General features: G+C 60.7%; 19 protein-coding genes. 12 read left to right on the top strand and 7 right to left on the bottom strand.

What is annotated here, in order from left to right:
• Positions 1-19: 19 nt before the first annotated feature.
• The 4 genes from cyoB to FP026_RS00080 all read left to right on the top strand — a co-directional run bounded on the left by cyoB (position 20) and on the right by FP026_RS00080 (position 4,013).
• Positions 20-2,023, top strand: coding sequence for a cytochrome o ubiquinol oxidase subunit I (cyoB, locus tag FP026_RS00095; RefSeq protein ID WP_149632623.1), 2,004 nt, complete (start codon positions 20-22; stop codon positions 2,021-2,023).
• A 5-nt stretch (positions 2,024-2,028) separates the two neighbouring features.
• The gene (cyoC, locus tag FP026_RS00090; RefSeq protein ID WP_149632622.1) at positions 2,029-2,658 is read left to right on the top strand and encodes a cytochrome o ubiquinol oxidase subunit III; all 630 of its coding nucleotides are present in this window, start codon (positions 2,029-2,031) and stop codon (positions 2,656-2,658) included.
• Positions 2,655-3,059 carry a cytochrome o ubiquinol oxidase subunit IV gene (gene cyoD / locus FP026_RS00085; RefSeq protein ID WP_149632621.1) on the top strand — a complete coding sequence of 135 codons (405 nt, stop codon included), beginning with the start codon at positions 2,655-2,657 and terminating at the stop codon, positions 3,057-3,059. The genes cyoC and cyoD overlap by 4 nt, the downstream gene beginning before the upstream one ends.
• 189 nt (positions 3,060-3,248) lie before the next feature.
• Positions 3,249-4,013 (top strand): SURF1 family protein, encoded by a 765-nt coding sequence (locus FP026_RS00080; protein ID WP_149632620.1) that lies wholly within the window; start codon positions 3,249-3,251, stop codon positions 4,011-4,013.
• Between the two features lie 62 nt (positions 4,014-4,075).
• On the opposite strand, the gene FP026_RS00075 is transcribed toward FP026_RS00080, so the two are convergent.
• Entirely contained in the window at positions 4,076-4,642 is a 567-nt protein-coding gene (locus tag FP026_RS00075; protein WP_149632619.1) for a histidine phosphatase family protein, read from the bottom strand.
• Positions 4,643-4,884: 242 nt separating this feature from the next.
• Between FP026_RS00075 and FP026_RS00070 the strand changes: the two genes are divergently transcribed.
• The 3 genes from FP026_RS00070 (at position 4,885) to FP026_RS00060 (ending at position 6,508) form a co-directional block, all read left to right on the top strand.
• Entirely contained in the window at positions 4,885-5,094 is a 210-nt protein-coding gene (locus tag FP026_RS00070; RefSeq protein ID WP_112434750.1) for a CbtB domain-containing protein, read from the top strand.
• 12 nt (positions 5,095-5,106) lie between these two features.
• Positions 5,107-5,859: a CbtA family protein gene (locus tag FP026_RS00065; RefSeq protein ID WP_149632618.1), complete on the top strand. Its 753-nt coding sequence runs from the start codon at positions 5,107-5,109 to the stop codon at positions 5,857-5,859.
• 172 nt (positions 5,860-6,031) lie between these two features.
• Complete coding sequence (locus FP026_RS00060) at positions 6,032-6,508, top strand: hypothetical protein (RefSeq protein WP_348642294.1); 477 nt, start codon at positions 6,032-6,034, stop codon at positions 6,506-6,508.
• A gap of 152 nt (positions 6,509-6,660) precedes the next feature.
• Here FP026_RS00060 and FP026_RS00055 read toward each other — a convergent pair whose 3' ends face one another.
• Positions 6,661-6,963: a GCG_CRPN prefix-to-repeats domain-containing protein gene (locus tag FP026_RS00055; protein WP_149632616.1), complete on the bottom strand. Its 303-nt coding sequence runs from the start codon at positions 6,961-6,963 to the stop codon at positions 6,661-6,663.
• A 239-nt stretch (positions 6,964-7,202) separates the two neighbouring features.
• Between FP026_RS00055 and FP026_RS00050 the strand changes: the two genes are divergently transcribed.
• Entirely contained in the window at positions 7,203-8,810 is a 1,608-nt protein-coding gene (locus tag FP026_RS00050; protein ID WP_149632615.1) for an inorganic phosphate transporter, read from the top strand.
• Between the two features lie 105 nt (positions 8,811-8,915).
• Here FP026_RS00050 and FP026_RS00045 read toward each other — a convergent pair whose 3' ends face one another.
• The 5 genes from FP026_RS00045 to FP026_RS00025 form a co-directional block, all read right to left on the bottom strand.
• On the bottom strand, positions 8,916-9,365 hold the full coding sequence (locus tag FP026_RS00045) for a MucR family transcriptional regulator (RefSeq protein WP_149632614.1): 450 nt from the start codon (positions 9,363-9,365) through the stop codon (positions 8,916-8,918).
• A 171-nt stretch (positions 9,366-9,536) separates the two neighbouring features.
• Complete coding sequence (locus tag FP026_RS00040; protein WP_246665206.1) at positions 9,537-10,127, bottom strand: helix-turn-helix domain-containing protein; 591 nt, start codon at positions 10,125-10,127, stop codon at positions 9,537-9,539.
• Between the two features lie 61 nt (positions 10,128-10,188).
• Positions 10,189-10,977, bottom strand: a complete 789-nt coding sequence (locus tag FP026_RS00035) for an EAL domain-containing protein (RefSeq protein ID WP_149632612.1) — start codon at positions 10,975-10,977, stop codon at positions 10,189-10,191.
• A gap of 332 nt (positions 10,978-11,309) precedes the next feature.
• A complete protein-coding gene (locus FP026_RS00030; RefSeq protein ID WP_246665196.1) occupies positions 11,310-12,155 on the bottom strand; it encodes a sugar phosphate isomerase/epimerase family protein in 846 nt (281 codons plus the stop codon).
• A 229-nt stretch (positions 12,156-12,384) separates the two neighbouring features.
• Complete coding sequence (locus FP026_RS00025) at positions 12,385-14,262, bottom strand: adenine deaminase (protein WP_149632610.1); 1,878 nt, start codon at positions 14,260-14,262, stop codon at positions 12,385-12,387.
• Positions 14,263-14,534: 272 nt separating this feature from the next.
• Here FP026_RS00025 and FP026_RS00020 point away from each other — a divergent pair, with 272 nt between their 5' ends.
• From FP026_RS00020 to FP026_RS00005, 4 genes are all read left to right on the top strand, one after another.
• The gene (locus FP026_RS00020; protein ID WP_149632609.1) at positions 14,535-15,572 is read left to right on the top strand and encodes an ABC transporter substrate-binding protein; all 1,038 of its coding nucleotides are present in this window, start codon (positions 14,535-14,537) and stop codon (positions 15,570-15,572) included.
• A 46-nt stretch (positions 15,573-15,618) separates the two neighbouring features.
• Positions 15,619-16,443 (top strand): ABC transporter permease, encoded by an 825-nt coding sequence (locus FP026_RS00015; protein WP_149632608.1) that lies wholly within the window; start codon positions 15,619-15,621, stop codon positions 16,441-16,443.
• A complete protein-coding gene (locus tag FP026_RS00010) occupies positions 16,443-17,234 on the top strand; it encodes an ABC transporter permease (protein ID WP_149633122.1) in 792 nt (263 codons plus the stop codon). The genes FP026_RS00015 and FP026_RS00010 overlap by 1 nt, the downstream gene beginning before the upstream one ends.
• A gap of 6 nt (positions 17,235-17,240) precedes the next feature.
• Positions 17,241-18,197: ABC transporter ATP-binding protein (locus FP026_RS00005; RefSeq protein ID WP_149632607.1), on the top strand; the 957-nt coding region annotated here is incomplete at its 3' end.

Here is an 18,197-nt window from a genome sequence, read left to right as displayed (position 1 = left end):
TAAGGGACAGAGGCAATCCATGTTTTCCAACCCGGACCTCTATAAATTCATCTTCGGTCGGCTGACGCTCGACTCCATTCCGTATCACGAGCCGATCCTCGTGGCGACCTTCATCGGCGTCGCCATCGGCGGTATCGCTCTTCTCGGCCTGCTGACCTATTTCCGCCTCTGGGGCTATCTCTGGAAGGAATGGTTCACCAGCATCGATCACAAGAAGATCGGCATCATGTATGTCGTGTTGGCGCTGATCATGCTGCTGCGCGGCTTTTCCGACGCGCTGCTGATGCGCCTGCAGCAGGCGATCGCCTTCAACGGATCCGAAGGCTATCTGCCGCCGCATCACTACGACCAGATCTTCACCGCCCATGGCGTGATCATGATCTTCTTCGTGGCGATGCCCTTCGTCACCGGCCTGATGAACCTCGTCGTGCCGCTGCAGATCGGCGCGCGCGACGTCTCCTTCCCCTTCCTCAACAACTTCTCGTTCTGGATGACGACGGCGGGCGCGATCGTCATCATGATCTCGCTCTTCATCGGCGAGTTCGCCAAGACCGGCTGGCTGGCCTATCCGCCGCTTTCCGGCATCGCCTACAGCCCCGACGTCGGCGTCGATTATTACATCTGGGGCCTGCAGGTCGCGGGTATCGGAACGACGCTTTCGGGCATCAACCTGATCGCCACCATCGTCAAGATGCGCGCGCCGGGCATGACCTTCATGAAAATGCCTGTTTTCACCTGGACGTCGCTCTGCACCAACATCCTGATCGTCGCGTCCTTCCCGATCCTGACCGCAACGCTCGCGCTCCTGACCCTAGATCGCTACGCCGGCACGAACTTCTTTACGAACGACCTCGGCGGCAATCCGATGATGTATGTCAACCTCATCTGGATCTGGGGCCACCCGGAAGTCTACATCCTGATCCTGCCGGCCTTCGGCGTCTTCTCGGAAGTCGTCGCCACCTTTTGCGGCAAGCGCCTCTTCGGCTACGCCTCGATGGTCTACGCCACCTGCGTGATCATGATCCTCTCCTACCTCGTCTGGCTGCACCACTTCTTCACGATGGGCTCGGGCGCCAGCGTCAATTCCTTCTTCGGCATCACGACGATGATCATCTCGATCCCGACGGGTGCGAAGCTGTTCAACTGGCTGTTCACGATGTATCACGGCCGCATCCGCTACGAAGTGCCGATGCTGTGGACCGTCGGCTTCATGGTGACCTTCACCATCGGCGGCATGACCGGCGTCATGCTCGCCATTCCGCCGGCCGACTTCGTGCTGCACAACTCGCTGTTCCTGATCGCCCACTTCCATAACGTGATCATCGGCGGCGTGCTTTTCGGCATGTTCGCGGGCGTCAACTACTGGTTCCCGAAGGCCTTCGGCTTCAAGCTCGATCCTTTCTGGGGCAAGATGAGCTTCTGGTTCTGGCAGATCGGCTTCTGGTTCGCCTTCATGCCGCTCTATATCCTCGGCCTGATGGGCGTCACCCGCCGCGTCAGCCAGTTCGACGATCCGTCGCTGCAGATCTGGTTCATCATCGCCGCCTTCGGCGCCGGACTGATCGCCATCGGCATCGCCTGCTTCCTCATCCAGCTCGCCGTCAGCTTCATGAAGCGCGAAGAACTTCGCGATCATACCGGCGACCCCTGGAACGGCCGTACGCTCGAATGGTCCACCTCGTCGCCGCCGCCGGCCTACAACTTCGCCTTCACGCCGATCGTCTACGATCATGACGCTTGGTGGGACATGAAGAACCGCGGCTTCAAGCGTCCGACGGAGGGCTTCATCCCGATCCACATGCCGAAGAACACCGGCACGGGCATCATCCTCGGCGTTCTCTCCATCGGCTTCGCATTCGGGATGATCTGGTACATGTGGTGGCTTGCCGCCATTACCTTCGCCGCGATGATCGTCATTACGATCGGCCATACCTTCAACTACAAGCGCGACTTCTACATTCCCGCCGACGAGGTCGTTAAGACCGAGAACGAGCGTACGAAGCAGCTCGCAGGACAGGTGTAAGACTTATGACCACCCAAACCGCACACGCTTCCAAGGATGGCGAAACGCCCGCCTTTTACCTGACGGAAGAGCATCATCCTGAAGGCAGCACCATGCTGGGCTTCTGGATCTACATCATGAGCGACTGCCTGATCTTCGCAGTCCTCTTCGCGACCTTTGCCGTGCTCGGCCACAGCTACGCGGCCGGCCCGTCGCCGGCCGATCTGTTCGAGCTGCCGCTCGTCGCCGTCAACACGGCTATGCTGCTCTTCTCTTCCATCACCTACGGCTTCGCCATGCTGGCGATGGAGAAGAACAACAAGTCGGGCACGCTGATGTGGCTGACGATCACAGGCATTTTCGGCGCGCTCTTCATCTTCTTCGAGCTTTACGAGTTCTATCACCTGATCCTCGACGGCGCCGGCCCGCAGCGCAGCGCCTTCCTGTCGGCCTTCTTCACGCTCGTCGGCACGCACGGTCTGCACGTCACCACCGGTATCGTCTGGCTGATCACGCTGATGGCGCAGGTCGGCCGGCATGGCCTCATCGCAGAAAACAAGCGCCGCCTGATGTGCCTTTCGATGTTCTGGCACTTCCTCGACGTCGTCTGGATCGGCGTGTTTTCTCTCGTCTACCTCATGGGAGTTCTCGGATGAGCTCGAACGCAGACCATTCGCATCATTCCGCCGACGCCCACGGCCACGATCACCATGGCGGCCACGAGGCGGCACACGGCACCTTCAAGAGCTACATGACGGGGTTCATCCTCTCCGTCATCCTGACCGCCATTCCCTTCTGGCTGGTCATGGGCAAGGTCATCGCCGATCCCGCCGTCACCGGGGCGATCGTCATGATCCTCGGCGCGATCCAGATCGTCGTGCACATGATCTACTTCCTGCACATGAACACCCGCTCGGAAGGCGGCTGGAACATGATGGCGCTGATCTTCACCATCGTGATCGTCATCATCGCCCTTTCCGGCTCGCTCTGGGTCATGCATCACCTCAATGCGAACATGATGCCCATGTCGCCCGAGATGATGCGCAACATGCCATAAGACCGAGCGGCGGGCCTTCAGGCGAAGGCCCGCCCTCTTCCCGGTGTGAAAATTCCGCCGGACGCTGCGCGGTGCATGCTTGAAAATGCCAGGAGCCGCAGCCGAAAATTCCCGACCACGCGTGATCTTCAGCGAAGAGAGTTGAACCTCCCGAAATCATGCGGCAGCGCGTCCCCGGAGACCAGCGCCATGACCGACATTTCCCCGAACACATCTCGCGGCAAGCCGCGCTCGACACTTGCTCTCATCATCTGGGTGTCGCTGCTGCTGCTCCTGACCGCTCTTCTCATCGGGCTCGGCACCTGGCAGGTGAAACGGCTGCACTGGAAGCTGGATCTGATCGCACGGGTCGATGCACGCGTGCATGCCCCGGCGGTTCAGGCACCCGGCCCGGCGCAATGGGCCGGTATCAACGCCGAAAACTCCGAATACAGGCATGTGCAGGCGAGCGGCACTTTCCTCAACGACAAGGAAACGCAGGTCTATGCCTCGACCACGCTCGGTCCCGGCTATTGGGTCTTGACGCCGCTGAAGCTCGCTGACGGCACGATCGTCATCATCAATCGCGGCTTCGTGCCGACCGAGAAGCGCAACCCGGGCACGCGCTCCGACGGCCGGATCGGCAGCGAAACCACCATTACCGGCCTGCTGCGGATCAACGAACCCAAGGGCACGCTGCTGCGCTCGAACGTGCCGGCAGAAGAGCGCTGGTATTCGCGCGACGTGGCCGCGATCGCGGAGGCCCGCGGCCTGGAGAACGTGGCGCCCTATTTCATCGATGCCGACGATACGAAGAACCCGGGCGGGCTGCCCGTGGGAGGGCTGACACAGATCACCTTCCATAATAGCCATCTCGTCTATGCCATCACCTGGTTCGCGCTGGCCGTGATGACCTTCGGCATGGCCGCCTATCTCATCTATGTCGAACGGCGGCGGGCAAGAGCCGCCGGCTGATCGCCAGAGCATTTCCGCTTTCAGCAGTATCAAGCCCGCTTCACACTTTTGCGGGAATTCCTCTATGCCGCCATCTTCGGGAAGCGAAGCTGCCAGCGACGGCCGTCGCTCGTCATTTCGACGATGCCGAACGGCTCGACATCGACGGCCCAGAATGCGGCTGCCGGTGCCTGCAGCACATGCTGAACGGCAGCGCGGATGACGCTCGCATGAGTAACGACGACGGTATGGCCGGCATCGTCAATGTGATTTCCCATCCATTCGCCGACACGCCTCATGACCGCCACCAGGGATTCGCCGCCATGCGGCGCAACAGATGTATCCGCCATCCATAGCGTCAGCGATTCCGCATCCTTTTCATGCAGTTCGGCAAGCGATTGCCCGCGCCAGTCGCCGTAATCGCATTCACGCAAGGCGACGTCCGGAATGGCGTCGAGACCAAGCACGCTGGCCGTCTGACGGGCACGCAAGGCCGGGCTCGTCCAGACCCGATCGATCGCGCCAAGGCCCAAGGACAGCGATTGGGCCTGCTGTGCCGCCTTGACCTCCAATGGTTCGTCATCCGGAAAACAGCCCGCTCGATTGGCTTGTGTCGCCCCGTGGCAAATCCAGCTCAGATGTGTCTTCATGAGGCTCCCACCTCCATCCCCTGCCGCGCTCTTGTCGCGATTTCACATCGCAGTGGCGCTTGATTGACAATTATCTTTGCAGATAGATATAAACTTACGTTTGCGGGTGTGGAAGCCGGTGGAATCCCGGCGCGGTCGCGCCACTGTAATCGAAGGCGGAAGAGTTCCGCCCCGAGAGCCAGACCCTTCCCGCAAGAACCCTTCCGCAAATGGAACGCGCTTTTCTTGAAGAGGGAAATACAATGTCCGACACCACTTTCACCCCATCCGCTGTTCCGCAGCCGATTCCGCTCGGCCAAATCCTGCCCTGGGCCATTTTCGCCGGCCTGCTGATGCTGCTCGCGATCTATTTCATCGGCGCAGAAGAAGGCGCGACCTCGCTCATCTCCGGCATGTATGTGCACGAATTCGTGCATGACGCCCGTCACCTTCTCGGCTTCCCCTGCCACTAAGGGGTCAAGCACATGGTTGGACGTCTTTTGCTCCGCGGCATGATCGTCGGGGCCTTTGCGGGTATTCTCATTTTTGCCTTCGCCCACGCCTTCGGCGAACCGCTGGTCGATTGGGCGATCGGCTTTGAGGAAAAGGCCGCGCAGGCTGCCGGCGAGACGTCGGAGCCGGAAATCGTCAGCCGCGCCACGCAGGCCGGCATCGGCCTCTTTACCGGCATCGTGATCTTCTCGACGGCGATTGGCGGACTTTTCGCGCTGGTTTTCTCCTTCGTCTATGGCCGCATCAGCCCGTTCGGCGCGCGCGGCACGGCAGCGCTGCTCGCAATTGCGGCCTTCGTGACGATTTCGCTGGTCCCTTACATCAAATATCCGGCAAACCCGCCGGCCGTCGGCAATCCCGAAACGATCGGCGCGAGAACCGAGCTGTTCTTCATCATGATCGTAGCGTCCATCGTCGGCATGATCGTTGCCGTGGGCTTCGGTCGCAGGCTGGCGGCGCGATATGGTTCCTGGAACGGTGCGATCATTGCCGGCATCGGCTACGTCGTCTTCATCGCGCTGATCCAATATCTGCTTCCTCCCATCAACGAAGTGCCCGAGCAATTCTCGGCCGTCGTGCTCTGGCGCTTCCGCCTCGCCTCGCTCGGCATGCATGCCATCCTTTGGACGACACTCGGGCTTGCCTTCGGAGCCTGGGCCGAACGCCAGCTGCCGCAGCCGCGCTACGGCAATACGACCCTGCACCGGGCCTGGCATGCTAAATAGCTCGCATCCCGTGTATGGCAACATGCGCGGGAGACGTCAGCGTTCAAACGGCGCCTTGCTCGCAATCTTCTGTCTCATGGTTTCGTGTTGGCCATTTGCAGTCGCCGCGCATGGCGGCGCCTCATCCGGAAGCCAGGCCGGCATCCCGATACCCAGCCTCAACCATGGCGAAATGGCTGTGATCGCGCCTTATTACGGGCGGATCATCTCGCTTGCCGAGAGCGCATCCGATACCGACGAAACCTTCCGGCGCCTCCTGAATTTCGCACAGATCCAACGGGCCTACTGCCTCTGGGGCATGATGCCCGGCAGCGTCAGCGACGAGGAAAGTCCGTTCAACGAGTGTTCGCACGCCTATCTCGCGGCGGCGAAGGCGGTGCTGCTCCAGATGCGGACGATGAGGGACGAAAAACCAGCGGTCGGCGACATCGTCTCGGATATCGACACGGCGCTGGTGCGCAATAATCTCTCACTCATTCTGTGTAAATTCAGCGGCGAGAGCTTCAATACGGCCGATCTCATCCGCCCGAAACCCGCCGATATCATTCTGCACGCCAGGAGCCTCATGACCATCCTGGCTGCCGGGCTCGCCGTTGTTACGGCATTATGGGGGGCGGCACGCGCATTGCGGCCTCAGCCGCATCCTTAGAGCAAATCCAGGAAAAGTGCACAGCGGTTTTCCGCCCGGAATTGCGAGACAACAAAAAGACAGGGCGGTTCAGAGATTCCGTGAAAAGCTGAACCGCTCACAAGGAAACACCGCCGCGAAAACGCGGCGGTGTTTGTCATTTCACAGCCCGATCACCAGTAGCCTGGCCGACCGCGCCAGCCGTCGTCATCGCGCCAATGGCGATGATGGCCACGCCAGCCCCATGGCGGCGGCGGTGGCGGTCTGTAGTAACCCCAACGCCGCGGCGGCGGGCCCCAGCGGTTCGGGCGGCATTCGCCCCAACGCGTCAGATGCCAGCCACGACCGCAGGCATAATCCACTTTCACGACCGGCACGGAGGCCGTTGTCCCAACGGCTGGGATAGGCATTGCCTCTGCCGAAGATACAACCAGGCCGCCGAGCAAGGCAGCGATGGTAATCACGGACGATCTCATTTTGATGGCCCTCTATCCAAGTCCCTTACATGCAGGATTTAACCCCCAGGCGTATGAACGACGGCTGAACCGAAAAAGGCCTTTTGGGGGCAAAATGAAGACGGCAGCTCGGAGCCATTTGCCCGCAAAGAGCGCCCTGCCTCCCGCCGATACGGCCGCCATCCGCCCTCTCGCGCGTCACGAGAGTTTCATGAACGAGGCTTACACCGAGGATATTAATGGCCATAAAGGAGTTTGGGATGGTCGACCTCGCTTCAAACACTTCCGAGGGTGGCAACGCCAATCACCCAATTCACGGCGCCGGGGGCTCGGCAAAATGGTTTCTGCCGCTCTTCGGCGTGGTCGTGCTCGGCGGCCTCGCCTATGTCGGCTATGCCCTCGGCAGCGACCTTGCCGATGCGGCCGCCGTTCCGTGGATCCTGCTCGGCCTGGCGCTTTTGATCGCGCTCGGCTTTGAGTTCGTCAACGGCTTCCATGATACGGCCAATGCCGTTGCCACCGTCATCTATACCCGCTCGCTGCCGGCTGAATTCGCCGTCATCTGGTCCGGCTTCTTCAACTTCCTCGGCGTTCTGACCTCGTCGGGCGCGGTCGCCTTCGGCATTCTGGCGCTGCTGCCGGTCGAGCTGATCCTTCAGGTCGGCTCCGGCTCCGGCCTCGCCATGGTCTTCGCGCTTCTGACGGCCGCCATCATCTGGAATCTCGGCACGTGGTATCTGGGCCTGCCGGCTTCGAGCTCGCACACGCTCGTCGGCTCCATCATCGGCGTCGGTCTCGCCAACCAGTTCCTGGCGCCCGCCGGCTCCGCCACCAGCGGCGTCGACTGGTCGCAGGCGAGCAACGTCGGCATGTCGCTGCTGCTGTCGCCGATCGTCGGCTTCGGCGCGGCCGCTTTGCTGCTGCTGGTCGCCAAGGTGCTGATCCGCAACAAGGAGCTCTATGAAGCGCCGAAGGGTAACGCGCCGCCGCCGGCCTGGATCCGCGGCCTGTTGATCTTCACCTGCACCGGCGTCAGCTTCGCCCATGGTTCGAACGACGGCCAGAAGGGCATGGGTCTGATCATGCTCATCCTCATCGGCCTCGTGCCGACGGCTTTCGCGCTGAACCGCACGCCCGACGTCAACTATCTGGAAGCTTACAAGGCGGCCTCGACGCAGGTCGAGACCGTACTCGGCAAGTATGTGAAGCCAGGCGTCGCCGCGCCGGCCGATCCGAAGGCAGCGGTCAGCAATGCCGTCAAGAGCAAGACCTGGTCGGACACAACGACACCGGCACTCCAGGCCTATATCCACGCCACCAGCGCCGAGATCGCCGCTTATCCGAGCGTCGAGAAGCTGCCGAACGGCCTCGTCGGCAACGTTCGTAACGATATCTACCTGATCGGTGAATCGCTGAAGCTGATCGACAAGCAGAAGCTGCTGCCGATGAGCGCCGACGACCTGAAGGCCGTAACCAGCTATCATGCTGCCGTCGACCACGCGACCAAGTTCATCCCGCTCTGGGTGAAGGTCGCCGTGGCGCTCGCACTCGGCCTCGGCACCATGGTCGGCTGGAAGCGGATCGTCGTCACCGTCGGCGAGAAGATCGGCAAGACGCATCTGACCTATGGCCAGGGTGCTGCCGCCGAAGTCGTTGCCATGCTGACCATCGGTGCGGCCGACCATCTCGGCTTGCCGGTTTCCACCACGCACGTCCTGTCCTCCGGCGTCGCCGGAACCATGGCGGCGAACGGTTCCGGCCTGCAATGGTCGACCGTGCGCAACATGCTGATGGCCTGGATCCTGACGCTGCCGGCCTCGATCGCGCTGGCTTTCGTGCTGTTCATCGTGCTGCGTCAGGTCTTCTGACCTGCCATATCGGCCCATGCGCTGATATCAGGATCGGACCATATTCGAAAGAATGGCGCCCTTCACAGGCGCCATTCTTCTTGCAGCAGCCAACTGCAGCGAGCCTTACCGCACGCTTTCCTTCTTGTTGCCATTGGCACCGAGACCGGAAAGTTTCGCCAGCTCCGAGCGGCGGTTTGCATAGTTCTGCGCAACCATGGGATAATTGGGCGCCAATCCCCATTTCTGGCGATATTCTTCCGGCGTCATCCCATAATGCACGCGCAAGTGACGTTTCAGCGTTTTGAATCGCTTGCCGTCTTCAAGGCAGACGATGTAGTCGTTCGTCACCGATTTCTTCAAATCCACCGCCGGCACCAGATTGGCGCGGTCGACGGTCCTGCCGCCTGCATCCAAGGCTTGCAGCGCTTGGTGGATATCCTTGATCAGCCTGGGAAGGCTGTGAAGCGGCACCGCGTTGTGGCTGACATAGGCCGAAACAATCTTTACGCAGCCGTCGAACAGAGGGCGTGGCTGCGGCTGGGCTGGGACTTTTCTCTCGTTAAAAGAATCCATGAGCTTTTCCCGAATTTCATTTGGTTCCTCGCGCGCCGCCCCGCCCGAATTGCATCATGCGCGACGCCCGCTGTCAGACATCCCGCCGTTTCAAATTGCGCCGTCTTTCAGGCGCTCGATTCCCGGTCCAGTGACCGGGACCGAATGCATTGGCACAGCGTGCGTCCGCGATCATCGCGATCGATAGTCTTTCATTCCGTATTCTGTCTCCGCCACAGCCCGCGGCCGATTGTCGGCCGGGCCGGCAAAATACATCGCCAGCCTGTTGCGGAGGCTGACGAGCGGCATGCCCAGCATGAATGCCGTATGGGTGGGATCGCCACCGCAATGATGCAGCGTTTCGAGAATGAACTTGCGCTCGATATCCTCCATCGTCTGGCCGACAAGATGGCCGACGGCTGCATCGCGTGCCTGCTGCGTTGGACGACCATCGGAAAGATGAAGGGCGATCACTTCGATCAACCGATTTTCGTTCGCGGTCACGATGACGATATCGGCGGCGTGGCGACCAAACTCGCAAAAGACATAGAGCCCGGTTTCCGCGTCTATCGTCACACGGCCCAAGGCCACTGTAGCGCGATCGCAAATGAGGATGTGCGGTGCGGCCCCACCGGAAAACGTGAAGGACAACGCCTCCGCGCCATCCGAGAAGGCCGTATGCAGCCGGCTCACCAAAGCGCGAAGCAATGTCTTCGTCTTGAGCTCGCGCGTCGCCCGGGCGGCGGAAACCTGATAATCCGAGGTAAAGGCCGGTTGCTTCATCACGGCGGCACCTGTGAAGCCGAGCTTGCGACCATGCCTGGCAGGATAGTGGCGGCAATGCTCATCCCACCCCCCGCAAAACGGCCTTCCCCTTGCGGCGGCGAAGCTGCGCCAACGAAACGGGCTGCGACAGGAAGAAGCCTTGCGCATGCGTTGCACCGGCCTCTCGCGCAGCGTCGAGCTGAGAGCTCGTTTCGATGCCTTCGACGACGACGAAAGGCGCAAAGCAGGCGGCAAAACCGACAAGATGGGAAAGACTGTCGCTTCCGTCGCGTCCGCACCTGTTGTCCCGTACGAAGGCGGCGTCGATCTTGACGACATCGGCGGCCACCTGCAACAGCGACGCCGGCGTGGCGAAGCCGGCCCCGAAATCGTCTATCGCGATGCGGCAGCCAAGAGCGCGGATCATCTTCATGCGCTCTATCGAGGCGCCGATGACCGGATAGCCTTCCGTGATCTCGACGACGAGCCGTGCAGCGAGTTCCGGCTTACGGCTGATGCGGCCGAAGACATCGGAAAACCGATCCGAGCGGGACAGGCTGGCGGCATTCAGGTTGAACCCCAGCACCAGCCTCTCATCCTCCGCCAAAGCAGAGAGCACCATATCAAGAATACGCAGATCAAGATCGAACCAGCGATCCTGCCGCTCGAGGGAGGAGACAAATGTGCCGGCGGTGTGCACGGTGCCATCCGAATCGGTTACGCGTGCGAGGCTTTCCGCATAGAAAACTTCGCCGACATTTGCGACGTCATGAACCCATTGCGCGGCAAAGCCCAGGCCGCCTTCGGCGATCGCCTTCAAAATCAGGGCTCTATGTCCCTCTTCCCCGCGGCTCGCACTACCGCTCATCGGATGTCCCTTCGCACGGGAGCCGACTGCAGCCAGCTCTTCGGAAATAGGGAGCGACGGCTGACAGCAGCGTATGACCCCGAAGCATCGGATTTCTGGTGTCTAAAATCCGTCTCTTCCATCTTCCAGACACCCACAAACCCCATATCACCGAGGTTCCCCTTCATCGAGCTGGAAACGTTGCATCGAAAATCATAGTCAACTCGGCGCCGTACGACGACAAGCTATTATTTAACTATTTCTAATATATTAATTAGCGAGCTATGGCAAAGTCAATTGCTGCAGCACCTTCTTATATGAAACTAAGCTAAAATATTAGTAAACTTCAACAACTATTCACTGCGCGGCGCCCGGAACCACCATCCATTATGCTGAGCGGATTGCACTGCTAAATCCAGGGGCGGCAAATCCGGATGCCATAGTCTTTCCCATTCCAGACTCATGACACCAGTATAATTGTCTGCGGCAAGCACCGCGCGCAGTGCAGCCATGGGAAACTCACCCTCGCCCGGCAGAACATAGCTATACGGCAGCCTCGGCCCCGGCTTGGAGATACTGTCCTTCACATGAAGATGCTGGGTATTATTGCGAACCTGCCTCCAGGTCTCGACGGGATCCTGCCCACCCTTGCGCCAGGTGTGATGTGTGTCCCAAAGGAGCACGCAATCGGGCGCCATTTCGAGGAACCGGGGAATAGCATCCGGCAACGCGAGGAAATCATGCGTCTCGATGATCATGTCGGCACGGAACCCTTCGCGTTTGGCGCTCTCACGCCACCATTGCAGCGTCGACAGCGCTTCCGCCATTTCGCCCCTGTCACCGGTTTCGCCGCCATCGAAAACCCGCAGCGACCGGACGCCGGCCGCCTCCGCCCAGGGAAGATAGCGCAGGAACTCCTCTTTCGCCTGCGGTGTCGCACCGACAAGACGCAACGACGTATTGAAGGCGCATACGCTTACCGGAGACGCTTTCAGTGCCTTGGCCAAGCCAGCCGGAGAACCGAACCTGTCGGTGAAATAGACAGAAAGGTCAATCATGCCGCCAAGAGCACGGATTTCGATGGCATCCAGGCCGTGGCGTGCCGCCAAACCGAGGGCTTCATCCAATTCGAGTTCCGCGCATCCCAGCGTGGAAAACGCCGACATGATCCGCAGCGGATCGTTGTTAACGGCAACCACTATTCCCTCCTCCATCTGGTTTCCCGATAGCGCCCGCCCATGTGCGTCGGTCGACGGTTATTCCCCGTCCTCTCGCATAGTCGCAATGCGACACAAGTAACCAAACGGATAATTAAGGAGTGTGTCCAGGCCGTCAAGGCTCGATCGAACTGCAGCCTGGCGAGATGATATAATTCGCGTAAGCGGCAGCTTGAGCGCGGATATGCCTATTGAAAAAAGTGGATATCCCTCACCAGACGACGGGATGCGTTTCACCGGTCGCGACATTGACGAAGCCTTCCGGCGCCCTTTCGGAGGGAGCGACCAGAACCCAGCGCCAGGGCGCGCAAGTGAGCGTCGCAAAGGAGAGTCGCTCGGGAAAACCCGGCCACCAGCGTGGCGAGAAGGTCGGCTCGTACATCCAGTCGATCTCGGCGCCGGCCTTATAGAGCACCTGCATCTCCGCATCCAGCTCTTCGGCCGAGCGCGCCGTCATCAGGCCACCAACTTCATAGCGAACGCGGGCGACGACCTTGCCGCCCGAAACCAGCACCCAACCGCCCTGCTGCTCCTTCAGCGCATTGGCAACCATCGCCATGGCTTCATCGGAGGAACCGACGATCCAGATATTGTGCTTATCGTGGCCGAGCGTGGCGCCGAGCGCGGTATCCGGCGTGCGCGGGCCTGTGCCCAGCCAGAACATGCGCGCGACCTTGGCCTCGCCGGAAAAGCGGTCGACGATCGCGAATTTCGTGACGTTGCGATCATGATCACGCTGGACTGCGCCATCGCTGATGGGCAGGTCCATGGTGATGAAATCATCGGCCCAATGGAATGGCCGCAGCAGCGCCGCCTTTGCCGTGGCCGCGTCCGACGGGGCGGCAATACGAAAATCTTCCGCTGTGACGACCCGATCGATGCGAACCGTCTGCGTCGCCCACTCCGGCCAGTCGATTTCGGGCCGGACACCGACGAAGATCTTGCCTTCGGATGCCGGCCTGCCATCGGCCCAGACCTTGGCGATCGACAGCGTCTTCACATCGTCCAGCAGCACGATATCGGCAAAGCGGCCGGGCGCGATCGAGCCGACCCAGGGCGTCAGCCGCATGTGCCGGGCGGGATTGATGGTCACACATTGAATGGCGATTTCGGGCGTCAACCCATTCTCGATCGCAAGCCGGACATTATGATCCGTCGCACCGATCTTCAGTGTATCGCTGGCGCTGCGATCGTCGGTAACGAAGGCAATCTGCGACCAGTCCGACAATCCCTTATCGATCAGCCCCTTGATGACCTCAGGCAGGGAATGCGGTCTGAGCTCGATGAACAGGCCATGCGTCAGTTTTTCCCAGATTTCGTCGAGGAACCAGCCTTCATGATCGGAGGCGAGGCCCGCGCCGGCAAAGGCATTGATCGATGCCAGATCGCGCAGGCCGGCGCCATGGCCTTCAACGACACCGCGCTGCTCGAAGGTGGCGCGGATCATGCCCCAGAGGCGATCGTAAGCCGGATTCTCCGGATTGCTGACGGACGGCCAATCCATCACCTCGTCAAGGCCAGCCACCATCAGACTTTCGCTAAGAAAGGACTTCTGCTCGTCATAGCCGAAATGGCCGCCGCCCCATTCGTAAGCAGTGGGGGGCACAGCCGATCCCGGCAGAGGGAAAATCTTCATCGGCGAGCCGCGACGGCGAGCCTCGAGCCAGAATTCCAGATTGCGGGCACCGTTCACGTTGGAGAATTCGTGGCTCGCCTCGCAAGTCCAGGTGACGCCATGTGGCATGACCAGGGCCGCTTCCCATTCCGGCGTCAGATGCGAGCTTTCGATATGCTTGTGCGCTTCGCCGAAGCCGGGGACAGCCGCCAGATGCGGTTCGTGCACGCGCTCGCTCACCTCGCCCTGATAACTGCCGGCCGGGCCGACATAGGCGATCCGCCTGCCCTTGATAACGATTTCCTGGTCGTCTAGCCAGCTACGGCTATGCACATCCAAAAGCTTGCCGACACGCAGCAGGCGATCTGCTGGCCGGCGGCCGAGCGCGGTCAGCGTCAGATCCTGACGGATCAGCACTTCGTCCGCCGCGTTGACAAGCAGATCGTCAGGAAGGGTTGTTTTCGGGGATGTCATGAGCCGCATGCCTGCCAGAAAAATCGATCAGCCGAGGGTAGAGATGACGGACCGGCCTGTAAAGGCGGCTGGCTCGCTCAAGGAAGCCGAATGATCTCAAGCATTTGCAACGGCCAAGCATTGCACCATGACACCACTGGATATTTCATCCCACCAAAGGCAAAAACCACCGCCCTGCCCATTTGTTGGGCTTGTAAAGCCGGTGCTCGAAAAATAGTATCCTGCAAGCTTGAAACATATGCCCGATTTCATTGACCAAAAGGATTTCGAGAATGAAAGGCCTCTCCTTTGCCCGCGCCGCGGGATTTGCCATTCTTGCAGCAGCGTCCGTCATACCGGCCTACGCCCAGGCAAAAACGCTGACCATTTCCTGGTGGGGCTATAATGGCGAGAAGATGCAGGCCAACATCATCGAGCCCTTCAAGAAGATCTGCGGTTGCGACGTCGTCTTCGAAACCGGCAACAATGCCGACCGCCTCAACAAGCTGAAACTGCGAGGGGGTAAAGGCGTCGACGTCATCTATCTCACGGACAGCTATTCGCAGCTCGGCATCCAGCAGGGCCTCTTCCAGGAAGTTGACCGCAGCAAGATTACGAACCTTGCCGATCTCTACGATATCGCGAGGGCACCGCAGGGCAATTATGGCCCGGCTTACACGATCGGCCGCGTCGGCATCGTCTACGATACGGCGAAGGTGAACCCGCCGATAACCTCCTGGAATGATTTGTGGCGCGACGATCTGAAGGGCGCCATTTCGCTGCCGGGCATCACCACGACAGGCGGGCCGCTGACGGTGCTCGAAGCCGGCAAGCATGCCGGCGCCGATCCCTATACCGATGCCGACAAGGCCTTCGACGCCATCGAGGCGCTGAAGCCGAATGTCGTCAAGAACTACAATACCGGTTCCGAGCTGGTGAACCTGATCTCGACAGGCGAGGCCAAGGTGGCGATGACGCAGGATTTTGTTCTGACATCCCTGCGATCAGCCGTTCCGACGATGGCCTGGGCCGATCTGAAGGAGGGCGATATCGCCGTCCTCAATACGGTCAATATTCCGAAGGGCTCGGAAAACGTCGAGCTTGCGCACCAGTTCATCAACTTCATCCTGTCGAAGGACGTGCAACAGGCGGAAGCCGAACAGGGTGTCGATGCACCGATCTCGACCAAGGTCGTGCTGCCGCCCGAAAAGGCCAAGCTCTGGACCTACGGCGCCGCGATGATCGCCAAGCTCAGCCGCATCGATTATCAGAAGCTGATCGAGGCGCAACCGGACTGGGTCGATCGCTGGAACGAGATCTTCGGCATGTAACAGGGCATGCCGCAAACTTATGCGGCGTCCTCACGGAATTCGGTTGATGAAGCATTTGATGAAATGGGGCTTGGCGACGCCGGCAATCCTGGCCGTAACGCTTTTCCTGCTCGTTCCGGTGATCATTACGATCGCGGCGACTTTCGGCGAAGCCAAGGGGGTATTTTCCCCCTATATCGCCTTCTTTTCCAGCGGCTTTCGTCGGACGGTCCTGTTGAGGACCATCGAGGTTGCGCTGATCACGACGGCACTCTCGCTAATCATCGGCTTCATCGCCGCCTATGTGATCGCGCAGATGCCGGGCCGCGCCAAAAGCCTGATGATCATCGCCGCCGTCTTTCCGCTGCTGACCGGCGTCGTCGTGCGCTCCTTCGCCTGGCTGATCATCCTCGGCAAGAGCGGCATTCTCAACACCGTCCTGCTGTCGATCGGCGTCATCGGCGAGCCACTCTCGATGCTCTATACCGAGGGTTCGGTGATCGTCGCGATGGTCTATCTCTTCGTGCCCTTGATGATCCTGACGCTTGTCGGCGTACTCGAGGGCATACCGGAGGATCTCATTCAGGCGGCGACCTCACTCGGCGCTACGCCGGCCGCGACCTTCCGCCAGGTCATCCTGCCGCTCGCCACGCCCGGCCTCATCGTTGGCGCCGTGCTTGTTTTCACCGGCAGCTTCACCTCCTATGCCACGCCGCAGCTGCTCGGCGGCGAGAAGCAGATGATGATGGGCACCTTCCTCTATCAGCGCGCCATGGTCACCTTCGACTGGGTCGGCGCTTCGACGATTGCCGCCATCATGGTTGTCGTGACGATCGGGATCGTAGCGATCATGAGCCGCCTGGCGCGGCGGCTCAATCCGATGGCGGTGTGATCATGACTAGATCCGTCCACCCCGCGCTCATCGCCTTCACCGCCCTTACCTTCCTCTTTCTACTGGCGCCGCTCGTCATCATCATCGGCTCGGCCTTCAGCGACACGACCTATCTTACCTTCCCGCCGCAGGGTCTGACGCTGCACTGGTTCTCGAACATCTTTCAGATCGAAGCCTTCCGCACGACGGCGATCACCAGCCTGGAACTGGCCTTCCTCGGGACTGCGCTTTCACTGCTGATAGGCATTCCCGCCGCCTATGCCATCAGCCGCTACAGGATCGAACTGCCGCGCTGGCTTTCGACGCTCTTCGTTCTGCCGATCCTCGTTCCGGAAATCGTCTTCGGTTTCTCGTTGATGAAATCGATCACCATCGGGCTCGGTCTGCCGATCTTCCCGAGCCTCTTGATCGGTCATGCCCTGCTGGTGCTGCCCTATTGTGTCCGCGTCGTCACCGCCAGTCTCGCGAGCTTCGATTTCTCGATCGAGGAGGCCGCGATCAGCCTCGGCTGTCCGCCCCTGAAGACCTTCTTGACCGTGGTGCTGCCGAATATCCGCGCCGGCGTCATTGCCGCCTTCATTCTCGCCTTCATCACCTCGATCAACGATGTCTCCGTCTCGGTCTTCCTGACAGGCCCCGGCATCTCCACCCTTCCGATCCAGATTCTAGCCCATATGGAGCAGTTCTTCGACCCGACCATCGCCTCGGTTTCCGTGCTGCTGATGCTCGTGACCGTCGCCGTCATGGCGATCGTTGAAGCCACCCTGGGCCTCACCTTCCTGACAAAGTAGCCGCTCGTGACCATATCGCTCTCCATCAATTCCATCAGCGCCCATTACGGCAAGACGACCGTCCTGCAGGACCTTTCGCTGTCCGTCGCCGCCGGCGAGCTGGTCTCGCTGCTCGGCTCCAGCGGCTGCGGCAAGACGACGACGCTGCGGCTCGTCGCCGGCTTCCTGCAGCCGACCAGCGGCACCATCAAGCTCGGCGACCGCGATCTGACGACGCTGCCGGCGCACGCCAGGGATATTGGGCTGGTGTTCCAGAACTACGCGCTGTTTCCGCATCTGACCGTGCTCGAAAACGTCGCCTTCGGACTGAAGCAGCGCCGCATGCCGGCACGGGAGCGCCGGCAAAAGGCAGCCGCGATGCTGGAGCGTGTCGGTCTTTCCGGCCTCGGCGACCGCCTACCCTCGGCACTCTCCGGCGGTCAGAAGCAGCGCGTCGCATTGGCGCGCGCCCTCGTCATCGAGCCGCCGCTCCTGATGTTCGACGAGCCGCTTTCCAATCTCGATGCCAAGCTCAGGGTCGATATGCGCGTCGAAATCCGCCAGCTGCAGCGCGCCAACGGCACCACGTCGCTTTACGTGACGCACGATCAGGAGGAAGCCTTTTCAATCTCCGACCGCGTCGCCATCATGAATGCCGGCCGCATCATGCAGCTCGATACCCCCGAGATCCTCTACCGCAAGCCGGCCAACAGTTTTGTCGCCCGCTTCGTCGGCTTCGAAAACCTGCTGCCGTTGCGTGTTGTTGAGCGAGAGGGCGCTGCCGTCGCAGCCGAGGCCGCGGGCGGCGCAAGGATCACTCTGTCGCAGGACGATTTCGGGCCGATTCCGGACAATTTTGTCCTCGGCTGCCGCGCGGACGGGCTTTCGGTTCGACGCGAAGGCAACGGCCTGCCCGCGGTTCTGGGAACACGCACCTATCTTGGCCGCGCCTATCAGTATCAGTGCGAAACGGCGGCTGGCGCT

Source organism: Martinezella tropici, assembly GCF_008370325.1.
In the GTDB taxonomy this organism is placed as follows: Bacteria; Pseudomonadota; Alphaproteobacteria; order Rhizobiales; family Rhizobiaceae; genus Rhizobium; species Rhizobium tropici_B.
Note: the sequence above shows the minus strand (reverse complement) of the source record. Positions and strands in the feature narration are given on the sequence as shown.

What these genes read in the sequence shown, in the direction of transcription:
- FP026_RS00050 (WP_149632615.1), top strand. Translation starts at nt 7,203, where the DNA reads ATGGTCGACCTCGCTTCAAACACTTCCGAGGGTGGCAACGCCAATCAC.
- FP026_RS00015 (WP_149632608.1), top strand. Translation starts at nt 15,619, where the DNA reads ATGAAGCATTTGATGAAATGGGGCTTGGCGACGCCGGCAATCCTGGCC.
- FP026_RS00045 (WP_149632614.1), bottom strand. Translation starts at nt 9,365, where the DNA reads ATGGATTCTTTTAACGAGAGAAAAGTCCCAGCCCAGCCGCAGCCACGC.
- FP026_RS00075 (WP_149632619.1), bottom strand. Translation starts at nt 4,642, where the DNA reads ATGAAGACACATCTGAGCTGGATTTGCCACGGGGCGACACAAGCCAAT.
- FP026_RS00020 (WP_149632609.1), top strand. Translation starts at nt 14,535, where the DNA reads ATGAAAGGCCTCTCCTTTGCCCGCGCCGCGGGATTTGCCATTCTTGCA.
- FP026_RS00070 (WP_112434750.1), top strand. Translation starts at nt 4,885, where the DNA reads ATGTCCGACACCACTTTCACCCCATCCGCTGTTCCGCAGCCGATTCCG.
- FP026_RS00065 (WP_149632618.1), top strand. Translation starts at nt 5,107, where the DNA reads ATGGTTGGACGTCTTTTGCTCCGCGGCATGATCGTCGGGGCCTTTGCG.
- cyoB (WP_149632623.1), top strand. Translation starts at nt 20, where the DNA reads ATGTTTTCCAACCCGGACCTCTATAAATTCATCTTCGGTCGGCTGACG.
- FP026_RS00080 (WP_149632620.1), top strand. Translation starts at nt 3,249, where the DNA reads ATGACCGACATTTCCCCGAACACATCTCGCGGCAAGCCGCGCTCGACA.
- FP026_RS00060 (WP_348642294.1), top strand. Translation starts at nt 6,032, where the DNA reads ATGGCTGTGATCGCGCCTTATTACGGGCGGATCATCTCGCTTGCCGAG.
- cyoD (WP_149632621.1), top strand. Translation starts at nt 2,655, where the DNA reads ATGAGCTCGAACGCAGACCATTCGCATCATTCCGCCGACGCCCACGGC.
- cyoC (WP_149632622.1), top strand. Translation starts at nt 2,029, where the DNA reads ATGACCACCCAAACCGCACACGCTTCCAAGGATGGCGAAACGCCCGCC.
- FP026_RS00035 (WP_149632612.1), bottom strand. Translation starts at nt 10,977, where the DNA reads ATGAGCGGTAGTGCGAGCCGCGGGGAAGAGGGACATAGAGCCCTGATT.
- FP026_RS00055 (WP_149632616.1), bottom strand. Translation starts at nt 6,963, where the DNA reads ATGAGATCGTCCGTGATTACCATCGCTGCCTTGCTCGGCGGCCTGGTT.
- FP026_RS00040 (WP_246665206.1), bottom strand. Translation starts at nt 10,127, where the DNA reads ATGAAGCAACCGGCCTTTACCTCGGATTATCAGGTTTCCGCCGCCCGG.
- FP026_RS00025 (WP_149632610.1), bottom strand. Translation starts at nt 14,262, where the DNA reads ATGACATCCCCGAAAACAACCCTTCCTGACGATCTGCTTGTCAACGCG.